Source organism: Streptomyces sp. NPDC052079 (assembly GCF_040680275.1).
Classification (GTDB): Bacteria; Actinomycetota; Actinomycetes; order Streptomycetales; family Streptomycetaceae; genus Streptomyces.
On sequence record NZ_JBFAWL010000013.1, the window covers coordinates 23,042 to 42,591 of the forward strand.

Here is a 19,550-nt window from a genome sequence, read left to right on the forward strand (position 1 = left end):
ACGCTGCGAACCAGCCCGCCGGCCACGACAGCAGGCGGCCGCGTCACGCAGGCGACCTGCTGGATCCGAACTCCGTGTTCTTCCGGACCTCACGTCGGGGAGTCGCAGCCGTGATCAGTCACCCAAGCAGGCACTGCACGGTGGAGCTCCAAGCCCTGCCGTCGCGGATCGGCCAGGTCCGCAGAATCGTATCTGCGCAGTTGCGCTACTGGCATATGGATGCGCTGATAGACCGAGCCTCGCTCGGTGTGACAGAGCTGTTGTCCAACGTCCACCGGCATGCCCAGCCCGACAAGACGTGCACCGTCGAGATGGAGCTGCTGATCGACCGGCTCAAGGTCTCGGTGTACGACCATGATCCGCGCCTTCCTGTCATGGCGAACGCCGGGCCGCTCGCCACGTGTGGGCGGGGGCTGGCGATGGTGGCCGCGATGAGCGAGAGCTGGGGTGCGGTGCCGGACGGGGAGTGCGGCAAGGTCGTGTGGTTCACGCTGCCGGCACCGGGTGAGACGGTGCCGGTGGCGTGGGGGCGGCGGCCCCGGCTCACTGCCGTGGAGCCGGCGGATCCACGGTTCACGGAGGTCGCGCTCGTGGAGCACGGGTTGGACAGCCGCGAACCGGAACGCGCGCCGGCGCGGTTGACTGTGCCGGGCTGAGCAACTCGGTTGCGTGTGGGCGGTGTCGGCGCCGGCGAGTTGCTCCGCGTTGGTGTCGGGCAGGGGTGTTCGCGCTCCCGGCGCGGGCGGGGTGCTCCGCGTTGGTGTCGGGCGGGGGTGTTCGCGCAGCCCGGCACTGGCGGGGTGCCGTCGCGCCCACCCGTGCCGCCCCAGCGGCACGACTGCCCGCGGATCGCAGCAATCGGCAGCGCGAGTGCCTGCGGAGGGCGGCGACCGGCAGCGCGGCCGTGCGTGGATCGCCGCAATCGGTCGCGGAGGGCGGCGACGTGGTCAGCGTGGGGTGTTCTTGGTGGGGTGGCCGAACTGTTCGTCCAGGACGGACAGGCGGCGCCAGTACTCGTCCTCGTCGATCTCACCGGAGGCGAAACGGTGGCCGAGCACGGTGATCGGAGAGTTGTCCTCCACCGTCGGCCGGCCCGGGCCGGGACCGCGGCTGCTGCGCCACACCGTGCGGCGCAGCAGCGCGATGCCGCCGCCGATGACCAGGGCCCAGAACACCGGGAAGAGCAGGATCCACGGGCCGGGGCCGCCGTCGCCGAAGTGCGCCAGGGTCTGCATGACCGTTCAACTCCTCAGGGCGATGTCTCGTCGTTCCTTGTGCGACACCTCCAGAGTCGTCCCGCGAGGGGGGCGCGGTCGTCGTACGGCCGGCGGCGTTGTGCGTACTTCCCGGGGAGTACCGAGGTCAGCCGGCCTGGGTGCTGTCTTTCATCGCGCCCCAGCCGTGCCAGCGTTCGACCTCGACCCAGCCGCTGACCCTGGCACGCTCGCGGTCCGGGTAGGGATGGCCTCTGTAGTGCCGGGCCAGCCGGTCGATGTCGGTGAGGTCCTTGTCGTCGTACAGTTCGGCGATCCGCCCGATCAGGGTGACATGGGTGTACCAGTTGTCAGCGTCCAGCACCGTGAGGGTGACACGGGGATCGCGGCGGACGTGCTTGAGGCGTACCCGCCCCTCGTCGAAGTTGACCAGTGCGCGGCCGTTCTCCCAGAGGTACCAGGTGGGGGCGGAGACGGGCGCGCCGTCGGAGCGCAGCGTGGCCATGACGCAGGGGTTGGGCCTGCGCAGCAGGGCCTCGGCCTCGGGCGGGAGTGGGGGCTTGGACACCAGGGGCTCCTCGGTGTGGTCGATGTGGGGGGTGCTCAGGCAGCGGGTCCGTTGTCGAAACTGGCGTAGTAGGCCGCGGCCATGTCCTCCTCGCCGTGGCCCCAGGCGGCGGCCCGCTCCAGTCGTTCGGCGCTGGCGGCGGCGACGTCCAGGCGGACGCCGTGCTGTTCGCCGGCCCGCACGATCAGTCTGGCGTCCTTGGCCGCGGTCGTCACGGCGAACTGGGCCGGACTGAGCCGCCCCTCGAGGATCAGTCCGGCCTTGGCGCGCAGATATCCCATGTCGAGCGGGCCGCCGGCGATGAGGTCGAAGAAGCCGTCCGGCTCGACGTCCAGGGCCTTGGCCAGGGCGAGGGTCTCCCCGACGGCGGCGGTGGCCGCGACGACCCAGCTGTTGGCGACCAGTTTCAGGCGGGTCGCGCCGGCCGCCGCTGCGTCCTCGCCGGTCCACACCGTGCGGGCGCCCACGGCGTCGAAGACGGGGGTCACCCTCTCCCGGCCCTCGACGGGGCCGGCGGCGAGCACGGTCAGCAGGCCGGCCTCGGCGGGCTGGCGGGTGCCCAGGACCGGGGCGTCGTAGAAGAGCAGGCCGTGCTCACCGGCGAAGCCGGCCAGTTCGGGGACGTCCTCGATCCCCACGGTGGTGGACTGCGCCCAGACGGTTCCGGGCCGCAGGGCGGGGGCGGCCCGGCGCATCGTCTCCAGGGTGGCCGGTCCGTCGTACAGCATGGTCAGTACGACGTCGGCGGACTCGACCGCCTCGGCGGGGGTGCCGGCGATGTGGGCGCCTTCGGCGGCGAGCGGTTCGGCCTTGGCCCGGGTGCGGTTCCAGGCCCGGACGGTGTGACCGGCGCGGGCGAGGTTGCGGGCCATCGCCGCGCCCATGATGCCGGTGCCCAGGACGCTCACGGTGAGCTGGTGGGTCATGAAGTCCGCTTTCTGTGCGTCGGAGATTCGCGCTGTTACGTCAGTGCCCCCAGAGGATCGTCCAGTACCGGCTGCCAGGCGAGTTCCGCCGCGCCGACCAGGCTGTTGTGGTCCAGGGTGCAGGGGAGGATGGGCACACCGCCGCTGCGGCCCCACAGGCTGCGGTCGGCGACGACGGCGCGGAGCCGGTCGGCGTCCGCCTCCAGCAGGGTGCGGTGCAGTCCGCCGAGGATGATCCGGTCGGGGTTGAGGATGTTGACCAGTCCGGCCAGGCCCAAGCCCAGGCGGTCGATGAGGGACTCGGTCGCGGTGCGCACGTCCGGGTCGTGGTACTGCCCGCGGATCAGGTCGTCCGCCTGCTTCAGCAGGGACATCTCGGGGCCCGGTGCCCGCCCCGCCGCGGTCAGGAACGCCAGCGGGTCCGCCTCGACGTCGAGACAGCCCCGGCTGCCGCAGTGGCACGGGCGGCCCTCGGGGTTGACGCCGAGATGGCCCACCTCCAGCGCCAGTCCCGAGCTGCCGGAGTGCAGCCGGCCGTCGAGGACCAGCGCCCCGCCGACACCGCGGTGGCCGGTGGCCACGCACAGCAGGTCGCGGGAGCCGCGCCCGGCGCCGTGCCGGTGTTCGGCAAGGGCGGCGAGGTTGACGTCGTTGGCCGCGAAGGCGGGCACGTCCAGACCGGCCGCGCGCACCTGGTCGGCGAAGATCTCCCGCACCGGGGCGCCCGCGGGCCAGGCCAGGTGCAGGGGGTTGAGGGCGAGCCCTTCCGGTTCGGCCACCGCCGAGGGCACTGCGAGCCCGGCGCCCACGCACCGCCGCCCGGTCTCCCGCAGCAGGTCGGCGCCCGTCGCGACGACGGAACCGAGGACCTTCGCCGGGTCGGGGTCGACGACCTCGCAGCCCGGCGCCGTGGCGACGATGCGGCCGCCGAGCCCGACGAGGGCCGCGCGGAAACCGTCGGCGTGCACCTGTGCGGCGAGCGCCACGGGTCCGTCCTCGGCGACGGAGAGCCGGTGCGACGGGCGTCCCTGGGAACCGGCCGCCGCACCGGGCCGGGCGTCGACCCTGATCAGCCCGAGCGCCTCCAGCTCGGCGGCGACCGCCCCGGCCGTCGCCCGGGTCACGCCCAGCTCGGCGGTGAGCACCGCGCGGGTGGGCGCGCGTCCGGTGTGCACGAGCTCCAGCGCGGGTCCGAGCGCGCCGCGCCCGCGGTCCAGCCGCGTCCTCGAGGTGGTCCCTTCCCCCGTCGGCCGGGGGCCCGCCTTCCCGCTCATGAACGCGAGTCTCCCATGATCCGCGGACGGCGCGGACTACAGACCGCTGACCCGCAGCGTGATGTTCAGCCGCCCGGACAGCCCCAACTCCGGGGGCCCGCTGCCCCCGTGCACCCGGGGAACGCCGTGGTACGCGAGCCGGGACGGCCCGCCGAAGACGAACAGGTCGCCGCTGCGCAGCTCCACGTCCGTCCAGGGACGGGTTCGGGTCGCCGGGTTGCCGAAGCGGAAGACGCAGGTGTCACCAAGGCTGAGCGACACCACGGGCGCCTCCGAGCGCTCGTCGCTGTCGCGGTGCATGCCCATGCGGGCGTCTGCGTCGTAGAAGTTGACCAGGGCGATGTCGTACGCGGTGTCCCGCGCGGTCTCCGCGCCCAGCGCGTCGGTCACCGCGCGGCGGCCCAGTGCGCCGAGCCATGCGGGGAAGGGCTTCACCGGCGCCCCGTCGCCGTCGACGACGGTGCGGGCATAGCCGTACGGATACCAGTGCCGGCCGAGGCACACCTGCCGGGCGGTCATGGTGCCGCCTCCCGGAGTGCGCACGGTGCGCAGCCCGGCGGGCGGCCGGGCCCACCCTCTGCACGACTCCAGCAGCTCCCGCTGCTCCCGCGCGCCGAGCCAGTCCGGCACATGCACCGCGCCCGGCGCGATCTCGGTCCGCCCCCTGGGGAACAGCTCGGCGTCCATGCCTCCCATCCTCCCCTCCCTCCCCGACGGGTGCCGCGCCGGTGCTCGGATAGCCTGGTCGGACGATGAACGACCGTATGACGACGCCGTGGGGCGACCGGGTGCTGGCCCGCTTCCCCGAGGATCCGCGGGACAGGCTGCGTGCCTGGGACGCGTCCGATGAGTATCTCCTCAGGCATCTCGCCGACCGGCAGATCCCGCCGTCCGGGACGGTCGTGGTCGTCGGCGACCGCTGGGGCGCGCTGGTCACGGCGCTGGCGGAGCACCGGCCGACGCAGATCACCGATTCCTGGCTCGGGCAGCAGGCGACCCGCGCCAACCTGGCCCGCAACGCGGCGGAGCCCGGCAGCGTGCGGCTGCTCACCACGCAGGATCCCCCGCCGGAGCGGATCGACGTCCTGCTCGTCCGGGTGCCGAAAAGCCTGGCGCTGCTGGAGGACCAGCTGCTGCGGCTGGCACCCGCGGTGCACGAGGGCACGGTCGTCGTGGGCACCGGCATGGTGAAGGAGATCCACACCTCGACGCTGAACCTGTTCGAGCGGATCCTCGGCCCCACCAGGACCTCGCTCGCCGAGAAGAAGGCGCGGCTGATCCTCTGCACACCTGATCCCGCCGCGGACCGCCCCGCCAACCCCTGGCCGTACCGCTACACGCTCCCCGACGGCATCGGCCCGGTTTCGGGACGGACGGTCGTCAACCACGCCGGGGTGTTCTGCGCGGACCGCCTCGACATCGGCACCCGCTTCTTTCTGCGGCACCTGCCGGCCGGCCGGAACGGCGGCCGGGTAGTGGACCTGGGCTGCGGAAACGGTGTCGTCGGTACGGCGATGGCGCTGGCCGATCCGCGGGCGGAGGTGCTGTTCGTGGACGAGTCCTTCCAGGCGGTGGCGTCGGCGGAGGCCACGTACAAGGCGAACGACGTCCCCGGGCACGCCGAGTTCCGGGTCGGCGACGGCCTGGCGGGCGTACCGGCGGGCAGCGTCGACCTGGTGCTCAACAATCCGCCGTTCCACTCCCACCAGGCCACCACCGACGCCACGGCCTGGCGCATGTTCACGGGCGCCCGCCGCGCCCTGCGCCCGGGTGGCGAGCTGTGGGTGATCGGGAACCGGCATCTGGGGTATCACGTGAAGTTGCGGCGGCTGTTCGGCAACTGCGACGTGGTGGCGAGCGACCCGAAGTTCGTGGTGCTGAGGGCCGTCAAACGCTGACGCCCCGGCGGGTGTTCAGGGGGCGGCGAGTGCGCCGATGACCGCCGCCACCGTCCGGGCCATCGCCTCCCGCCCCACCGTGAGGTAGCTGCGGGAGTCGACCGCCTCGGGGTGGGCGGTGAGGAACTCCCTGATCGCGCCGGTCATGGCGATGTTCAGGGCGGTTCCCACGTTGACCTTGGCGATGCCGCCCGTGACGGCCGCGGCGAGTTCGCCGTCGGGGAGTCCGGAGGAGCCGTGCAGGACGAGGGGCACGTCCAGGGCGGCGGACAGCCGCTTGAGGAGGACGTGGTCGAGGGTGGCGCTGCGGGTGGTCATGGCGTGTGTGGTGCCGATGGCGACGGCCAGCGCGTCCACGCCGGATTCGGCCACGAAGGCGCGGGCCTGGTCGGGGTCGGTGCGGGCCCCGGGGGCGTGGGCGTCCAGCGCGGGCCGGCCGGACTTGCCGCCGATCTCGCCCAGTTCGGCCTCGACCCACAGCCCTTGGGCGTGCGCCCAGTCCGCGGCCGCCCGGGTCGCGGCGAGGTTGTCGGCGTACGGCAGCCACGAGGCGTCGTACATCACGGAGCTGAATCCGGCGTCCGGGGCCTGGCGCAGCAGGGCGTTGCTGCGGACGTGGTCGAGGTGCAGCGCGACGGGGACGGCGGCGCGCTCGGCGGCGGCGACCGCGGCCCGGGCGAGCGGCAGCAGCCGGCCGTGGCGGAACGTGACGGCGTTCTCGCTGACCTGGAGGACGACGGGGGCGTCCACCGACTCGGCACCGGCGATGACGGCCTCGACGTGTTCGAGGGTGATGATGTTGAACGCGGCGACAGCTGAGCGGTTCGCGGTCGCACGGCCGACGAGTTCGCCGGTGGTGGAGAGCGGCACGGTCGTTCCTTTCCGGCGGGTCAAGGGGCGAGGACGACCGAGCGGGTGAGATGGCGGGGCCGGTCCGGGTCCAGGCCGCGGGCGGCCGCGACGGCGACCGCGAGCCGCTGGGCGCGGACGAGTTCGGCGAGCGGGTCGAGGGTGCCCTCGATCCACAGCCCGCCGGTGTCACCGACCTGCGCGGCCAGCCCCTCGGGCGTGTCGCCGAACATCCAGGTCGCGGTGCCGGTGGTGGTGATGCTGATGGGGCCGTGCCGGTACTCCATCGCCGGGTAGGCCTCCGTCCAGGCGAGTGCGGCCTCGCGCATTTTCAGCGCGGCCTCGTTGGCCAGGCCCACGGTCCAGCCGCGGCCCAGGAAGGTGAACTGGGCGCAGTCCACGAGCCCTTCGGGCAGCGGCGTGCCGAGCGCCGTACGCCCGTCCTCGACGGCCCGTTCACCGTGCAGGCCCAGGTGGGCGCGGAGCAGGGTCAGGGCCGTGGTGGCGAACCGGGTCTGCACGACGGAGCGTTCGTCCGCGTAGTCGAGGACGACGGTCTCCTCGGCGAGCGACATCACGGGGGTGGCCGGGTCGGCGGTGAGCGCGGTGGTGTGCGTGCGCCCCTTCAACCGGCCGAGCAGGTCGAGGACTTCGGTCGTGGTGCCGGAGCGGGTGAGGGCGACGACACGGTCGTAGGCGCGGTGGTACGGGAACTCCGATGCCGCGAACGCGTCGGTCTCGCCCTGCCCCGCGCCCTCGCGCAGGGCCGCGACGGCCTGCGCCATGAAGTACGACGTGCCGCAGCCGACCACCGCGACCCGTTCACCCGGCGCCGGAAGCACGGGCGTATGCGCGGGGGCCTGCTCGGCCGCGCGCCGCCAGCACTCGGGCTGGCTGTTCAGTTCGTCTTCGACATGCGTCATGCCGCCCCCCTGATACTGGATGATTGTTCCTGCAAGGTAGTGCGCTTTTCCGAGCAGAATCAAGCATCATGCGCTCAGTTGGGTGCGTTAGGGTCGCCGGAAAAGGCGAGAACGGCCGGGAACGGGAGGGCGGATGTCGCGGGACGCCCGCTGGAAGACGCTGCTGGAGCTGCTCGTCGAGCGCGGCCGGCTGGACGTCGAGGAGGCGGCCGGGGAGCTGGCGGTGTCGGCCGCGACGATCCGTCGCGACTTCGACCAGCTGGCCGAGCAGCAGATGCTGGTGCGCACCCGGGGCGGCGCGGTGGTGCACGGGGTGTCGTACGAGCTGCCGCTGCGCTACAAGTCGGCGCGGCACGCTTCGGAGAAGCAGCGCATCGCCAAGGCGGTGGCGGAGCTTGTCGCACCGGGCGAGGCGGTGGGCCTGACCGGGGGGACGACCACCACGGAGGTGGCGCGGGCGCTCGCCGTACGCGGTGATCTCGCCACCGGGTCGCCCGCGCTGACGGTGGTGACGAACGCGCTGAACATCGCCAACGAACTCGCCGTGCGCCCCCAGTTCAAGATCGTGCTGACGGGCGGGGTGGCCCGGGCCCAGTCCTACGAACTGGTCGGACCGCTCGCGGACGGTGTCCTGAGCCAGATCACCCTCGACGTGGCGGTGCTCGGTGTCGTCGCCTTCGACGCCGCGCACGGGGCCGCGGCCAACGACGAGGCAGAGGCCGCGATCAACCGGCTGCTGTGCGAGCGGGCCGAGCGGGTGATCGTGGCCGCCGACTCCAGCAAGCTGGGCCGCCGGGCGTTCGCCCGGATCTGCGCGGCCGAGTCGGTGGACACGCTGGTCACGGACTCGGCGGCGGACCCGGAGACCGTGCGCCGCTTCGAGGAGGCGGGGCTGCGGGTCACGCTGGCCTGAACGGCTTCGAACCGGACCCGACGACGGTTCCGCCTCTCGATGCACCGGACGGGCCTACGCTGGACGAAGTGGTGCACACGTGACGAAGTGCGCCGCCTGGGAGGCTGCGATGACCGGGACGGCCAAGGAACGGGAGACGTCCGGGAGGCCGCGGTACGTACCCATCGCCGATCACGGGCTGATCGGCGATCTACGCAGCGCGGCGCTGGTGGGGACCGACGGCACCATCGACTGGTACTGCTGCCCGTCCTTCGATTCGCCGAGCGTGTTCGCCGCGCTGCTGGACGCCGAACGGGGCGGCTCCTTCCAGCTGGCGGCGGCCGTGCCGGCCCGCACCAAACAGTTCTACTTCCCCGACACCAACGTGCTGATCACGCGGTTCTTCACCGAGGACGGGATCGGCGAGGTGCAGGACTTCATTCCCATCGACGGCGTGTCCGCCGAGCAGCGTCCGCAACGGCTGATCCGGCGGGTGCTCTGCGTACGCGGGTCCGTGCCGTTCCGGACGCGGGTGGCACCGCGCTTCGGCTACGGCGCCCTGCCGCACACCGTGCGGCTGACCGGCGACAGCGCGATCTTTGCCTCCCCTGATCTGTGCCTCGCACTGACCGCGACCGTCCCGCTGGAGACCGACGGCGGGGACGTACGGGCCGATTTCAAGCTGGCCGAGGGCGAGACCGCGGTGCTCGCTCTGGACCCGTGCGCCGAAGACATGTCGGCGTACCGGTGCGAGTGCGGGGAGGCCGAGAGGGAGTTCAACGCGACGGTGGCGTACTGGAGGCGCTGGCTGTCGTCCTCGCGCTACAAGGGGCGGTGGCGGGAGATGGTGCACCGCTCGGCCCTCACCCTGAAGCTGCTCACCCACGCGCCGACGGGCGCGATCGTGGCCGCGCCGACGACCAGTCTGCCCGAGGAGATCGGCGGAGAACGCAACTGGGACTACCGGTATGTGTGGGTGCGCGACGCCGCGTTCTGCGTCTACGCGCTGCTGCGTCTGGGGTTCAGCGAGGAGGCCAAGGGTTTCATGGGGTTCGTCTCCCGGCACATCAGCCCGGGGGACTGCAAGGCCTCCGGCCCGCTGCAGATCATGTACGGCGTCGACGGCCGCACCGATCTGTCCGAGAGGGAACTGGTTCATCTCGAGGGGCACCAGGGCTCTGCGCCGGTGCGGGTCGGCAACGCGGCGGCCGAGCAGTTGCAGCTCGACATCTACGGGGCGCTGATCGACTCCATCTACCTGTACGACAAGTGGGCCGAGCCCGTCTCCAGCGAGCAGTGGGACCATGTGACAGCGCTGGTGGACTGGGTGTGTGAGAACTGGGACCAGCCCGACGAAGGCATCTGGGAGACGCGTGGGGGGCGGAAGAAGTTCCTGTACTCGCATCTGATGTGCTGGGTGGCGATCGAGCGGGCCATCCGGATGGCGCACCGGCGGGGCCTGCCCGCCGATCTCCCCCGCTGGCGGGCCACCCGGGACACCATCTACCGGCGGATCATGCACCGTGGCTGGTCCGAGTCGCGGCAGGCGTTCGTGCAGCACGAGGACGGGGACGTACTGGACGCGTCGGTCCTGATGATGCCGCTGGCGATGCTCATTGCGCCGACCGATCCCAAGTGGCTGTCCACGCTCGACTCCCTCACCTCGGAGCTGGTGTCGGACTCCTTGGTCTACCGCTATGACCCCAACACCAGTCCTGACGGTGTGCGCGGCGACGAGGGCACGTTCTCCATCTGCTCCTTCTGGTACGTCGAGGCGCTGACGCGGGCCGGCCGGCTCGACGAAGCCCGCCTCGCCTTCGAGAAGATGCTCACCTACGCCAACCATGTCGGCCTCTACGCCGAGGAGATCAGCCACACCGGGGAGCAACAGGGCAATTTCCCTCAGGCGTTCACGCATCTCTCCCTGATCAGCGCCGCGTTCAACCTGGACCGCGCCCTGGGCTGAGACTCAGTGTCCGTGACCGTCGTCGGAGTGCTCCGGCGTGCCGCTCGGCGTCGACTGCTCCGATGTGCCGCTCGGTGTCGACTGCTCCCCCGCCTCGACCGTGAACGCCGCGGTGCGGACGACTCCGTCGTGCTTGAAGTCCAGGAACAGCCGGTACCTGCCGGTGCTGGGCGCGGTGGCCGTGAAGGAGATCTCCGGGCCGGGCTCGGTGGTGCCGTCGCCGGGTTCGCCATGGGGGTGGACGTGCAGGTAGGCGAGGTCTCCGGAACGCAGGGCGACCAGGTGGCCGTAGGCGCCGAGGTAGGGCTGGAGGTCGGTGACCGGCTTGCCGTCACGCGAGACGCTCAGGCTCAGTTCGCTCTCCCGGCCGGGCTGCAGGGACCCGGTCAGTTCGACGTCGTAGCCGTCCACATGGGCGGTGACGGCGGCCGGCGGGAGCTCCTGCGGCCGGTAGGAGCCTGATGCGGCGAGGTCCGCGCCGAGTGTGAGGTTCTCCGCGCCCTTGCGCGCCGGGGTGAAGTCGGCGAAGACCCGGTAGCCGCCGGCCCGGGGGAGGTCGACGGGGATGCTCCAGGTGCCGTCGGCCGCCCGCGTGGGGTGGAGGTGGCGGTAGGTGAGCAGATCACGTGAGGCGACGATCAGATGGAGTTCCTTGTCGTGCTCGCGGCGGTACTCGGTCACGGCCCGACCGCGGTCGTCCCGGACGGTGAAGCGCAGGTCGGCGCGGTGCCCGGCGGCGACGCGCGGCGTCTCCAGGTCGAGGGTGTAACCCCCCTCGGAGATCTGCAGCCCGCCGGCCGCGTGTCCCCCGCCGGCCGCGTGCGCCCCCGCCGCAGGCGGTTCATGCCGCTTCTCATGCTTCGGCGCGGGCTCGGCGACGACCGGGTCGAGCGCTTCGCCGACGCCGTACGCCGTTCCGAACGTGGCGGCCAGGGCGGCGGCGAACGCGGTGATCTTCAGTCCGGTCTTCATGACCGTCTCTCCTCGGAAAAAGGGCCGACGACTCCCTTCGGAGCCGATCCATACAGCTCACCATACCCCCAGGGGGTACCAAGTCAAGCCAGCCACCCGCTTGTCCGAAATACCGTCCCGGGGTATACATGTGGAGCGCGCACCGCATACCCCCGCCCCGTATCTGCGACAGGAGCCCAGCATGACCGTCCCGACAGTCGGCACCGCCGAGGTGGAGCTTGCGATCGGCGGGATGACGTGCGCGTCGTGCGCCGCCCGGATCGAGAAGAAGCTCAACCGGATGGAGGGGGTCACCGCCACCGTCAACTACGCCACCGAGAAGGCACGGGTCAGCTACGGCGGTGAGGTGACCGTCGGCGACCTGATCAGCACGGTGGAGGCCACCGGGTACACGGCCCAGGAACCGGCACCGGCTGAGCCGGGACCGGCCGAGCCGGCCCAGGAACCCGACGAGCTCCGCCCCCTCAGGCAGCGCCTGATCACGGCCGTGGTACTGGCGGTACCGGTCGTGGCGATGGCGATGGTCCCGGCGCTGCAGTTCGAGTACTGGCAGTGGCTCTCCCTGACGCTCGCCGCCCCCGTGGTGACCTACTCCGCCTGGCCGTTCCACAAGGCGGCGTTCACCAACGCGCGGCACGGCGCGGCCACCATGGACACGCTGATCTCAGTGGGTACGTCGGCCGCGTTCCTGTGGTCCTTGTGGGCCCTCTTCCTCGGCACCGCCGGCACTCCCGGTATGACCCACCCCTTCGAGCTGACCATCGCCCGCGCCGACGGCTCCGGGAACATCTATCTGGAGGCCGCCGCGGGAGTGACCGCCTTCATCCTCGCCGGCCGCTACTTCGAGGCACGCGCGAAGCGGAAGGCGGGAGCTGCCCTGCGGGCACTGCTGGAGCTGGGTGCGAAGGACGTCACCGTGCTGCCCGCCGACGGACCCGAGAAGACGATTCCCATCACCGAACTGAAGGCGGGCGACCGCTTCCTGGTGCGCCCCGGCGAGAAGATCGCAACGGACGGAACCGTCGTCGAGGGCTCCTCCGCGGTGGACGCCTCGATGCTGACCGGTGAGTCGGTGCCTGTGGAGGTGGCCGTCGGAGACCCGGTCACCGGAGCCACCGTCAATGTGGGCGGGCGTCTGGTCGTGACGGCCACCCGGGTCGGCGCGGACACCCAACTGGCCCGTATGGCCAAGCTGGTGGAGGACGCACAGAACGGAAAGGCCGCCGCCCAGCGCCTCGCCGACCGCATCTCCGCCGTCTTCGTGCCCGTCGTCATCGCCCTGGCCCTGGGCACCCTGGGCTTCTGGCTCGGCAACGGCGCCGGCCTGACGGCCGCGTTCACCGCCGCCGTGGCGGTCCTGATCATCGCCTGCCCCTGCGCCCTCGGCCTGGCCACCCCCACCGCGCTCATGGTCGGCACCGGACGCGGCGCCCAGCTCGGCATCCTCATCAAGGGCCCGGAGGTCCTGGAGTCCACCCGCCGCGTCGACACGGTGGTCCTCGACAAGACCGGCACGGTGACCACGGGCCGGATGACCTTGCTCGCCGTGCACACCACCGCGGACGAGGCCGAAGTGCTTCGCCTCGCGGGCGCGTTGGAACACGCCTCCGAGCACCCGATCGCACGCGCGGTGGCCGACGGCGCACGGGAGAAGCTGGGCGGGCTGCTGACGCCGGAGGACTTCGCGAACGTCCCCGGGCTGGGTGTCCAGGGCGTCGTCGACGGCCACGCTGTCCTGGTCGGCCGGGCCGGACTGCTGCGGGAGTGGGCCCTGGAAATCCCCGAGGACCTGGCCCGGGCCAGGGAGCGGGCCGAGGAGGCGGGACACACCGCCGTCCTGGTCGGCTGGGACGGGGAGGCGCGCGCGGTGCTGGAGATCGCGGACGCCGTGAAGGAGACCAGCGCCGAGGCCATCAGCAGGCTGCGCGGGCTCGGACTGCGCCCGGTCCTGCTGACCGGGGACAACGAGGCGGTGGCCCGCTCGGTCGCCCGCGAGGTCGGTATCGCGCCGGAGGACGTCATCGCCGAGGTGCTGCCGCAGGACAAGGTGGACGTCGTCAAGCGGCTGCAGTCCGAGGGCCGTTCGGTCGCGATGGTCGGCGACGGGGTCAACGACGCGGCGGCGCTGGCGCAGGCGGACCTGGGCCTGGCCATGGGCACCGGCACGGACGCGGCGATCGAGGCCGGTGACCTGACCCTGGTCCGAGGGGACCTGCGCGCGGCGTCCGACGCCATCCGGCTCGCCCGCCGCACGCTCGGCACCATCCGGTCCAACCTGTTCTGGGCGTTCGCCTACAACGTGGCGGCCCTGCCGCTCGCGGCGGCCGGACTGCTGAACCCCATGATCGCGGGCGCCGCCATGGCGTTCTCCTCGGTCTTCGTGGTCGGCAACTCCCTGCGGCTGCGCACGTTCCGGGCGGCCTGACGCCGGGGTGGGCGGGCCCGCCGGATGGATCATGCGTACCGTGGGCACTTGGTGGTTCCCGCCCCACGGTGCGGGTACGCCACTCGACGATGCCACCGCGGGAGAGACAGATGAGCGAGCCGCCCACCCCCGACCAGGACGTCACCCGTCCGCTCACCAGGCCCGTACCGCCCGCCGACGGACTGCGCAGGGTGGCCTCCGCGGTGCTCAGCGACCTCAGGGCGGTGGACGGTGCCCTGTACGCCGCGGTCGCCGCCACTCCGACGCCGACCCTGGACCGGGCACTGCGCCGCCTCTCCCACGCGGCCGACCACTCCAAGATCTCCTTCGCCATCGCCGGAGCGCTCGCCCTGGCCGGCTCACGGCCGCGCAGGGCGGCGCTCGCCGGGGTCGGCGCGATCGCCGTGGCATCGGCGTCGGCGAACCTGCTGGGCAAACGCCTGGTGCGCAGGAGCCGGCCGGACCGGGAGGCGGCGCGGGTGACCGTGGACCGGCATGTACCGATGCCGACGTCGGCGTCGTTCCCTTCCGGGCATACGGCGTCGGCGGTCGCGTTCGCCACGGCGGTGGGGACGGTGCTGCCCGCGGCGTCGGTGCCGCTGGGGGCGCTGGCGGGAGCGGTCGGATACTCGCGTATCCATACGGGGGTGCACTACCCGGGTGATGTGGCCGCCGGTGCGGTACTGGGCATCGCCAGTGCGGCGACAGCGCTGGCCGTGGCGTCGGCCCGCCTGCCCGCGTCGTACGCGCGGGGGGCGCGGCGGGGGTAAGGAGGTCACCCCAGCCCCGCGCTACACCCGCGCCTGCCCCCCGGACCGCAACCCTCCACCCCGCCCGCCCCCGGCCGCCCCCAGGAACCGGTACCGCCGCTCCGGCCGCCCCGTGGCGCCGTACCGCAGCGACACCTCCACGCTGCCCAGGGTGTGGAAGTACTCCAGGTACCGCCGGGCACTGACCCGCGAAACCCCCGTCAGACCGGCGCACTCGGTCGCCGACAGACTGCCGTCCGCCTCCCGCAGGGTCCGTTCGATCAGCCCCGCGGTCTCCGCGCTCATCCCCTTGGGCAGCACCGGCGACGCGGGCACCGCCGCCCCCGCCAGCACCCGGTCGACGTCCGCCTGCCCACGGACCACCGTGTCGAGCATCCGCCCCCGCTGAACGGCGTACCGCTCGAGCCGCCCCCGCAGGTCCTCGAACTCGAACGGTTTGAGCAGATAGTCGACGACCCCCTGCCGTACCGCGCCGCGCACCGCGTCCGCCTCCCGGGCGGCGCTGATCACCATCACGTCGCAGTCGTGCCCGGCGGTGCGCAGCCGGGGAATGACATCGAGCCCGAACAGATCGGGCAGATAAAGATCGAGCAGCACCAGGTCGGGCCGGAGCCGGTCCACGGCCGCGATGGCTTCCTCACCGCTGCCGGCAACGCCCACAACCCGGAACACGTCGAGACGTTCGACGTAGGCGCGATGCACCCGGGCCACCCGGAAGTCGTCGTCGACCACCAGTACACCGATGGCGTCGACGGCCGCGGGCCCAGGCCCGCCCTGCGCGCTGCTCATCGCTTCCACTCCTCCCTGCCCGACCAACCGCATACCGCGCCGCGCACCGCACCGCCGCAAGCCCCCGGAGCCGCCCATCATGGCCCCCACCTGCGGCAGGGAAAAGAGACCTGCACCACCGACCCACCCGCGCTGACGCAATGACCACAACCTCCATTGGTTCCGCAAGCAGGACAGCCCGCCCGCACGCGGGCACCATGTGGCCCGCGTCAAACTCCCCCCACAGGGCCTGGCGTGATTCCAGACGACCGACCGACAGGTGGTGGCACTCGTGCGCCTGCGCACACCCCTCGCCCTGCTCGGGGCCGCCGTGCTCGTGCTCGTGGGCCCGCCGCTGCTCACGACCGGCAGCGGCTCCGAGAGCGGCACACAGATCCCGGGCCTGCGTTTCATGGTTCCCAACACGCCCGGCGGCGGCTACGACATCACGGCCCGGACTGCCGCGAAGAACGCCGAGGACGCCGGGCTCACCCACTCCGTCGAGGTGTTCAACCTGCCCGGGGCCGGCGGCACGGTGGGCCTGAGCCGGCTGGTGAGCGAGCACGGCAACGGCAAGCTCGCCATGTCCATGGGCCTGGGCGTGGTCGGCGCCGTCCGCTCCAACGACGCCCCGAAGACCCTCGGCGACACCACCCCGATCGCCCGGCTCACCGAGGAGCAGGATGTCGTGGTGGTCGGCAAGGACTCCCCGTACAAGACGATCGACGACCTCATCGGCGCCTGGAAGGAGAACCCCGGCAAGCTCCCGGTCGGCGGCGGCTCCTCCCCCGGCGGGCCCGACCACCTCGCGCCGATGCTGATGGCGCGGGCCGCCGGAATCCCGCCGAAGGAGGTCAACTACATCCCCTTCGACGGCGGCGGCGAACTGCTCGCCTCGATCCTCGGCAACAAGGTCGCCTTCGGTGTGTCCGGCGTCGGCGAGTACCTCGACCAGATCAAGTCCGGTGAGCTGCGGCTGCTCGCGGTCACCGGCCCGAAGCGGGTCGCGGGCCTCGACGCGCCCACACTCCGGGAGGCCGGTTACGACGTGAACTTCACCAACTGGCGCGGGGTCGTCGCCCCGCCCGGGCTGAGCGACGCCGAGCGCGACAAGCTCGTACGTCTGCTGGAGGAGCTGCACGACTCGAAGGAATGGCGGGAGTCGATGAAGCGCAACGGCTGGGACGACGCGTTCCTGACCGGCGAGAAGTTCGGGGCGTTCCTGGACGCCGAGGACGAGCGCGTGGTCTCGGTACTGAAGGAGCTGGGACTGTGACGACATCGACGACGCACAAGAACAGCCCGGACAGCACCCCGCCCCCCGCCACCGAACGGCGCTCCTGGCTCCGCGACCGCTCCGAACTCGGCGTCTGCGTCCTGCTGTTGGCGCTGGGCGTGCTCGTCCTGACCGACGCGCTCACCATGGACGTCGACATCACCCAGCGCGGGCCGGTCGGCCCGAAGACCGTGCCCCTCGTCGTCGGCGCCGGCCTGCTCGTCGTCGCCGCCCTCCTCGCGGTCGACGTGCTGCGCGGCGGCCGGGGCCAGGCCGAGACCGGCGAGGACATCGATCTGTCCGAACCCGCCGACTGGCGCACCGTGCTGCTGCTGACCGGCGTGTTCCTGGGTGCCGCCGTGCTCATCGAGCCGCTGGGTTTCCCCGTCGCGGGCGCACTGCTGTTCTGGGGAGCGGCCTTCGCGCTCGGCAGCCGCGGATTCGACCGTGACCCGCTGATCGCGGCGGTGGTCTCCCTCGTCACCTACGCCGTGTTCAACAACCTGCTCGGAGTGCCGCTGCCCGGCGGTCCGCTGATGGGAGTGCTGTGACGTGAATGCCCTCAACTCCCTTCTGGACGGCTTCGGTACGGCCCTCACCCCGCTCAACCTGCTCTGGGCCGCGGTCGGCGTGCTGCTCGGCACGGCGATCGGCGTGCTGCCCGGCATCGGCCCGGCGATGGCGGTGGCCCTGCTGCTGCCGGTGACGTACGGCCTCGAACCGACCGGCGCGTTCATCATGTTCGCGGGGATCTACTACGGCGCGATGTTCGGTGGTTCTACGACGTCGATCCTGCTGAACACGCCCGGAGAGAGCGCGGCCGTGGTCGCGGCCATGGAGGGCAACCCCATGGCCAAGTCCGGGCGCGGCGCCCAGGCCCTCGCGGCCGCCGCGATCGGGCACTTCGCGGGCGGCATGGTCGGCACGGTGTTGCTGGTCGCGCTCGCCCCGGCGGTCGCCGACCTGGCGGTGGACATCGGCGCGCCGGACTACTTCGCCATCATGGTGCTGGCGTTCATCGCCGTGACGTCCGTGCTCGGGTCGTCCCGGATCCGCGGTCTCGCCTCGCTGCTGATCGGCCTGACGATCGGTCTGGTGGGCCTGGATCAGATGACCGGCCAGCAGCGGCTGACGTTCGGTTCGCTGCAACTCGCGGACGGCGTCGACGTGGTGATCGTCGCGGTGGGGCTGTTTGCCATCGGTGAGGCGCTGTGGGTCGCCGCGCATCTGCGGCGCCGGCCGCCGGACCCGATTCCGGTGGGCCGGCCGTGGCTGGGCCGTGCGGACGTGAAGCGCACCTGGAGGTCCTGGGCGCGCGGCCCGTTCATCGGCTTCCCGTTCGGTGCGATCCCGGCGGGCGGGGCGGAGATCCCGACCTTCCTGTCGTACGTCACCGAGAAGCGGCTGTCCAAGCATCAGGACGAGTGGGGCAAGGGAGCCATCGAGGGCGTCGCGGGTCCGGAGTCGGCCGCTTCGGCCTCGGCGGCGGGCACGCTGGTGTCGATGCTGACCCTGGGGCTGCCGACCACGGCGGTCGCGGCGGTGATGCTGGCCGCGTTCCAGCAGTACGGCATCCAGCCGGGCCCGCTGCTCTTCGAACGCGAACCGGACCTGGTGTGGGGTCTGATCGCCTCGCTGTTCGTCGGCATGGTGCTGCTGCTCGCCCTGAATCTGCCGCTGGCCCCGGTCTGGGCGAAGCTGCTGCGCATTCCGCGGCCGTATCTGTACGCGGGAATCCTGTTCTTCGCGGCGGTGGGCGCCTACGCGGTGGGCGGTGAGGTGATCGATCTGGTGATCCTGCTGATCATCGGTCTGATCGGCTTCGGGATGCGGCGCTACGGGCTGCCGGTGCTGCCCGCCATCATCGGGGTGATTCTCGGCCCGGCCGCCGAACAGCAGCTGCGCCGCGCCCTGCAGATCAGCGACGGCAGTGTCACGGGGCTGGTCAACACGCCGTTCTCGGTGATTGTTTACGCGGTCGTGCTCCTCCTCCTCGCCTGGCCGCTGGTGCGCAAGGCCCTGCCCCGGAAGGCCGCAGGGACCTGATCGAACGCCGGTTTCGACGGTCGGGGCGCGGCTCATCGAAGCCGCGCCCCGACGGCGTACGGAAAGCACGGTGGGAGGACCGGCCGGCTCACACCAGATGGGCGAAGACCACCAGGTTCTCGGTGTAGTCCTTGACGGCGTGGTCGTATTCGCCGGCGCAGGTGATGAGCCGGACCTGGGCGTCGGGCGTGTCGGCGTACACACGCTCGTTGGGGAAGTCGTCCTTGGCGAAGGACTGCGTCTCGTCCACCACGAACGTGGCCTTGCTGCCGTCGGCGCGCAGCACCCGGAAGCGGTCCCCCTCCTCGAGTTCCCCGAGCCGGGCGAACACGGCCGGGGACGTCGGCGTGTCCACATGCCCGGCGATGATCGCCGTACCGCGTTCTCCCGGGGAGACGCCCTTGGCGTACCAGCCGACCAGGTTGGTGTTGTGGGCCGGTGGAGGCTCCAGCCGGCCCTTGCTCCCGATGTCGAGGTCGATGAACGGCGCGTCGACGCCGATGCCGGGGATGAGCAGCCGGGTCGGCTCGGACCTCGGCAGATGCTTCCGGGCCGAGGCGCGGGGCGCAGGCTCGCCCGCGGCCGGGTCGGACGAGGAGGAGGCGGACGGAGCCGCGGAGACCGCGGGGGGCGCCTGCCGTCCGTGGGCGTCGTCGGCGGCATCCTCGCCGCCCATCAGCGTGACGGCCAGCAGCAGGCCGGCCCCGCTCCAGAAGACCGCCGTCATGATGGTGCGCACTCTCCGCCGCAGCGGTGACGGCGGACCGGTTTCGAGGGGCGTGA

19 protein-coding genes are annotated in these 19,550 nt (G+C 72.1%); 9 read left to right on the forward strand and 10 right to left on the reverse strand.

What is annotated here, in order from left to right:
• Window positions 1–110: 110 nt before the first annotated feature.
• Window positions 111–656, forward strand: coding sequence for an ATP-binding protein (locus AB0L56_RS19710; protein ID WP_365424874.1), 546 nt, complete (start codon window positions 111–113; stop codon window positions 654–656).
• 291 nt (window positions 657–947) lie between these two features.
• Here AB0L56_RS19710 and AB0L56_RS19715 read toward each other — a convergent pair whose 3' ends face one another.
• The 5 genes from AB0L56_RS19715 to AB0L56_RS19735 all read right to left on the reverse strand — a co-directional run bounded on the left by AB0L56_RS19715 (window position 948) and on the right by AB0L56_RS19735 (window position 4,669).
• Window positions 948–1,235: an SHOCT domain-containing protein gene (locus tag AB0L56_RS19715; RefSeq protein WP_365424876.1), complete on the reverse strand. Its 288-nt coding sequence runs from the start codon at window positions 1,233–1,235 to the stop codon at window positions 948–950.
• A gap of 127 nt (window positions 1,236–1,362) precedes the next feature.
• A complete protein-coding gene (locus AB0L56_RS19720; RefSeq protein WP_365424878.1) occupies window positions 1,363–1,782 on the reverse strand; it encodes a PPOX class F420-dependent oxidoreductase in 420 nt (139 codons plus the stop codon).
• Between the two features lie 35 nt (window positions 1,783–1,817).
• Window positions 1,818–2,708 carry an NAD(P)-dependent oxidoreductase gene (locus AB0L56_RS19725; protein ID WP_365424880.1) on the reverse strand — a complete coding sequence of 297 codons (891 nt, stop codon included), beginning with the start codon at window positions 2,706–2,708 and terminating at the stop codon, window positions 1,818–1,820.
• Window positions 2,709–2,743: 35 nt separating this feature from the next.
• On the reverse strand, window positions 2,744–3,982 hold the full coding sequence (locus AB0L56_RS19730) for an ROK family protein (protein WP_365424882.1): 1,239 nt from the start codon (window positions 3,980–3,982) through the stop codon (window positions 2,744–2,746).
• A 36-nt stretch (window positions 3,983–4,018) separates the two neighbouring features.
• Window positions 4,019–4,669: an alpha-ketoglutarate-dependent dioxygenase AlkB gene (locus AB0L56_RS19735; RefSeq protein WP_365424884.1), complete on the reverse strand. Its 651-nt coding sequence runs from the start codon at window positions 4,667–4,669 to the stop codon at window positions 4,019–4,021.
• Window positions 4,670–4,746: 77 nt separating this feature from the next.
• On the opposite strand from AB0L56_RS19735, the gene AB0L56_RS19740 reads away from it, so the two are divergent.
• On the forward strand, window positions 4,747–5,880 hold the full coding sequence (locus AB0L56_RS19740) for a methyltransferase (protein ID WP_365425097.1): 1,134 nt from the start codon (window positions 4,747–4,749) through the stop codon (window positions 5,878–5,880).
• Window positions 5,881–5,895: 15 nt separating this feature from the next.
• Here the strand turns inward: AB0L56_RS19740 and AB0L56_RS19745 are convergent, their stop codons facing one another.
• Both AB0L56_RS19745 and AB0L56_RS19750 read right to left on the reverse strand, forming a co-directional pair.
• A complete protein-coding gene (locus tag AB0L56_RS19745) occupies window positions 5,896–6,750 on the reverse strand; it encodes a class II fructose-bisphosphate aldolase (RefSeq protein ID WP_365424886.1) in 855 nt (284 codons plus the stop codon).
• 20 nt (window positions 6,751–6,770) lie between these two features.
• Entirely contained in the window at window positions 6,771–7,652 is an 882-nt protein-coding gene (locus tag AB0L56_RS19750) for a sugar isomerase (protein WP_365424888.1), read from the reverse strand.
• A gap of 133 nt (window positions 7,653–7,785) precedes the next feature.
• Here AB0L56_RS19750 and AB0L56_RS19755 point away from each other — a divergent pair, with 133 nt between their 5' ends.
• Together AB0L56_RS19755 and AB0L56_RS19760 are read left to right on the forward strand one after the other, a co-directional pair.
• The gene (locus AB0L56_RS19755; RefSeq protein ID WP_365424890.1) at window positions 7,786–8,565 is read left to right on the forward strand and encodes a DeoR/GlpR family DNA-binding transcription regulator; all 780 of its coding nucleotides are present in this window, start codon (window positions 7,786–7,788) and stop codon (window positions 8,563–8,565) included.
• Window positions 8,566–8,674: 109 nt separating this feature from the next.
• Complete coding sequence (locus AB0L56_RS19760; protein ID WP_365424892.1) at window positions 8,675–10,510, forward strand: glycoside hydrolase family 15 protein; 1,836 nt, start codon at window positions 8,675–8,677, stop codon at window positions 10,508–10,510.
• A gap of 3 nt (window positions 10,511–10,513) precedes the next feature.
• On the opposite strand, the gene AB0L56_RS19765 is transcribed toward AB0L56_RS19760, so the two are convergent.
• On the reverse strand, window positions 10,514–11,482 hold the full coding sequence (locus AB0L56_RS19765; protein ID WP_365424894.1) for a hypothetical protein: 969 nt from the start codon (window positions 11,480–11,482) through the stop codon (window positions 10,514–10,516).
• Window positions 11,483–11,663: 181 nt separating this feature from the next.
• Between AB0L56_RS19765 and AB0L56_RS19770 the strand changes: the two genes are divergently transcribed.
• Together AB0L56_RS19770 and AB0L56_RS19775 are read left to right on the forward strand one after the other, a co-directional pair.
• A complete protein-coding gene (locus tag AB0L56_RS19770; RefSeq protein WP_365424896.1) occupies window positions 11,664–13,907 on the forward strand; it encodes a heavy metal translocating P-type ATPase in 2,244 nt (747 codons plus the stop codon).
• 110 nt (window positions 13,908–14,017) lie between these two features.
• The gene (locus AB0L56_RS19775; RefSeq protein ID WP_365424898.1) at window positions 14,018–14,677 is read left to right on the forward strand and encodes a phosphatase PAP2 family protein; all 660 of its coding nucleotides are present in this window, start codon (window positions 14,018–14,020) and stop codon (window positions 14,675–14,677) included.
• Window positions 14,678–14,698: 21 nt separating this feature from the next.
• Here AB0L56_RS19775 and AB0L56_RS19780 read toward each other — a convergent pair whose 3' ends face one another.
• Window positions 14,699–15,466, reverse strand: coding sequence for a response regulator (locus AB0L56_RS19780; protein ID WP_365424900.1), 768 nt, complete (start codon window positions 15,464–15,466; stop codon window positions 14,699–14,701).
• Window positions 15,467–15,737: 271 nt separating this feature from the next.
• On the opposite strand from AB0L56_RS19780, the gene AB0L56_RS19785 reads away from it, so the two are divergent.
• Genes AB0L56_RS19785 through AB0L56_RS19795 form a run of 3 tightly spaced genes read left to right on the forward strand, consistent with a single transcriptional unit; the run spans window position 15,738 to window position 18,767 of the window.
• Window positions 15,738–16,721 (forward strand): tripartite tricarboxylate transporter substrate binding protein, encoded by a 984-nt coding sequence (locus AB0L56_RS19785; protein WP_361024262.1) that lies wholly within the window; start codon window positions 15,738–15,740, stop codon window positions 16,719–16,721.
• Window positions 16,718–17,272 carry a tripartite tricarboxylate transporter TctB family protein gene (locus AB0L56_RS19790; protein WP_365424902.1) on the forward strand — a complete coding sequence of 185 codons (555 nt, stop codon included), beginning with the start codon at window positions 16,718–16,720 and terminating at the stop codon, window positions 17,270–17,272. Before AB0L56_RS19785 ends, AB0L56_RS19790 begins: the two co-directional genes overlap by 4 nt.
• Window position 17,273: 1 nt before the next feature.
• Window positions 17,274–18,767: a tripartite tricarboxylate transporter permease gene (locus tag AB0L56_RS19795; protein WP_361023593.1), complete on the forward strand. Its 1,494-nt coding sequence runs from the start codon at window positions 17,274–17,276 to the stop codon at window positions 18,765–18,767.
• A gap of 88 nt (window positions 18,768–18,855) precedes the next feature.
• On the opposite strand, the gene AB0L56_RS19800 is transcribed toward AB0L56_RS19795, so the two are convergent.
• Window positions 18,856–19,494: a class F sortase gene (locus AB0L56_RS19800; RefSeq protein ID WP_361024265.1), complete on the reverse strand. Its 639-nt coding sequence runs from the start codon at window positions 19,492–19,494 to the stop codon at window positions 18,856–18,858.
• Between the last annotated feature and the right edge of the window lie 56 nt (window positions 19,495–19,550).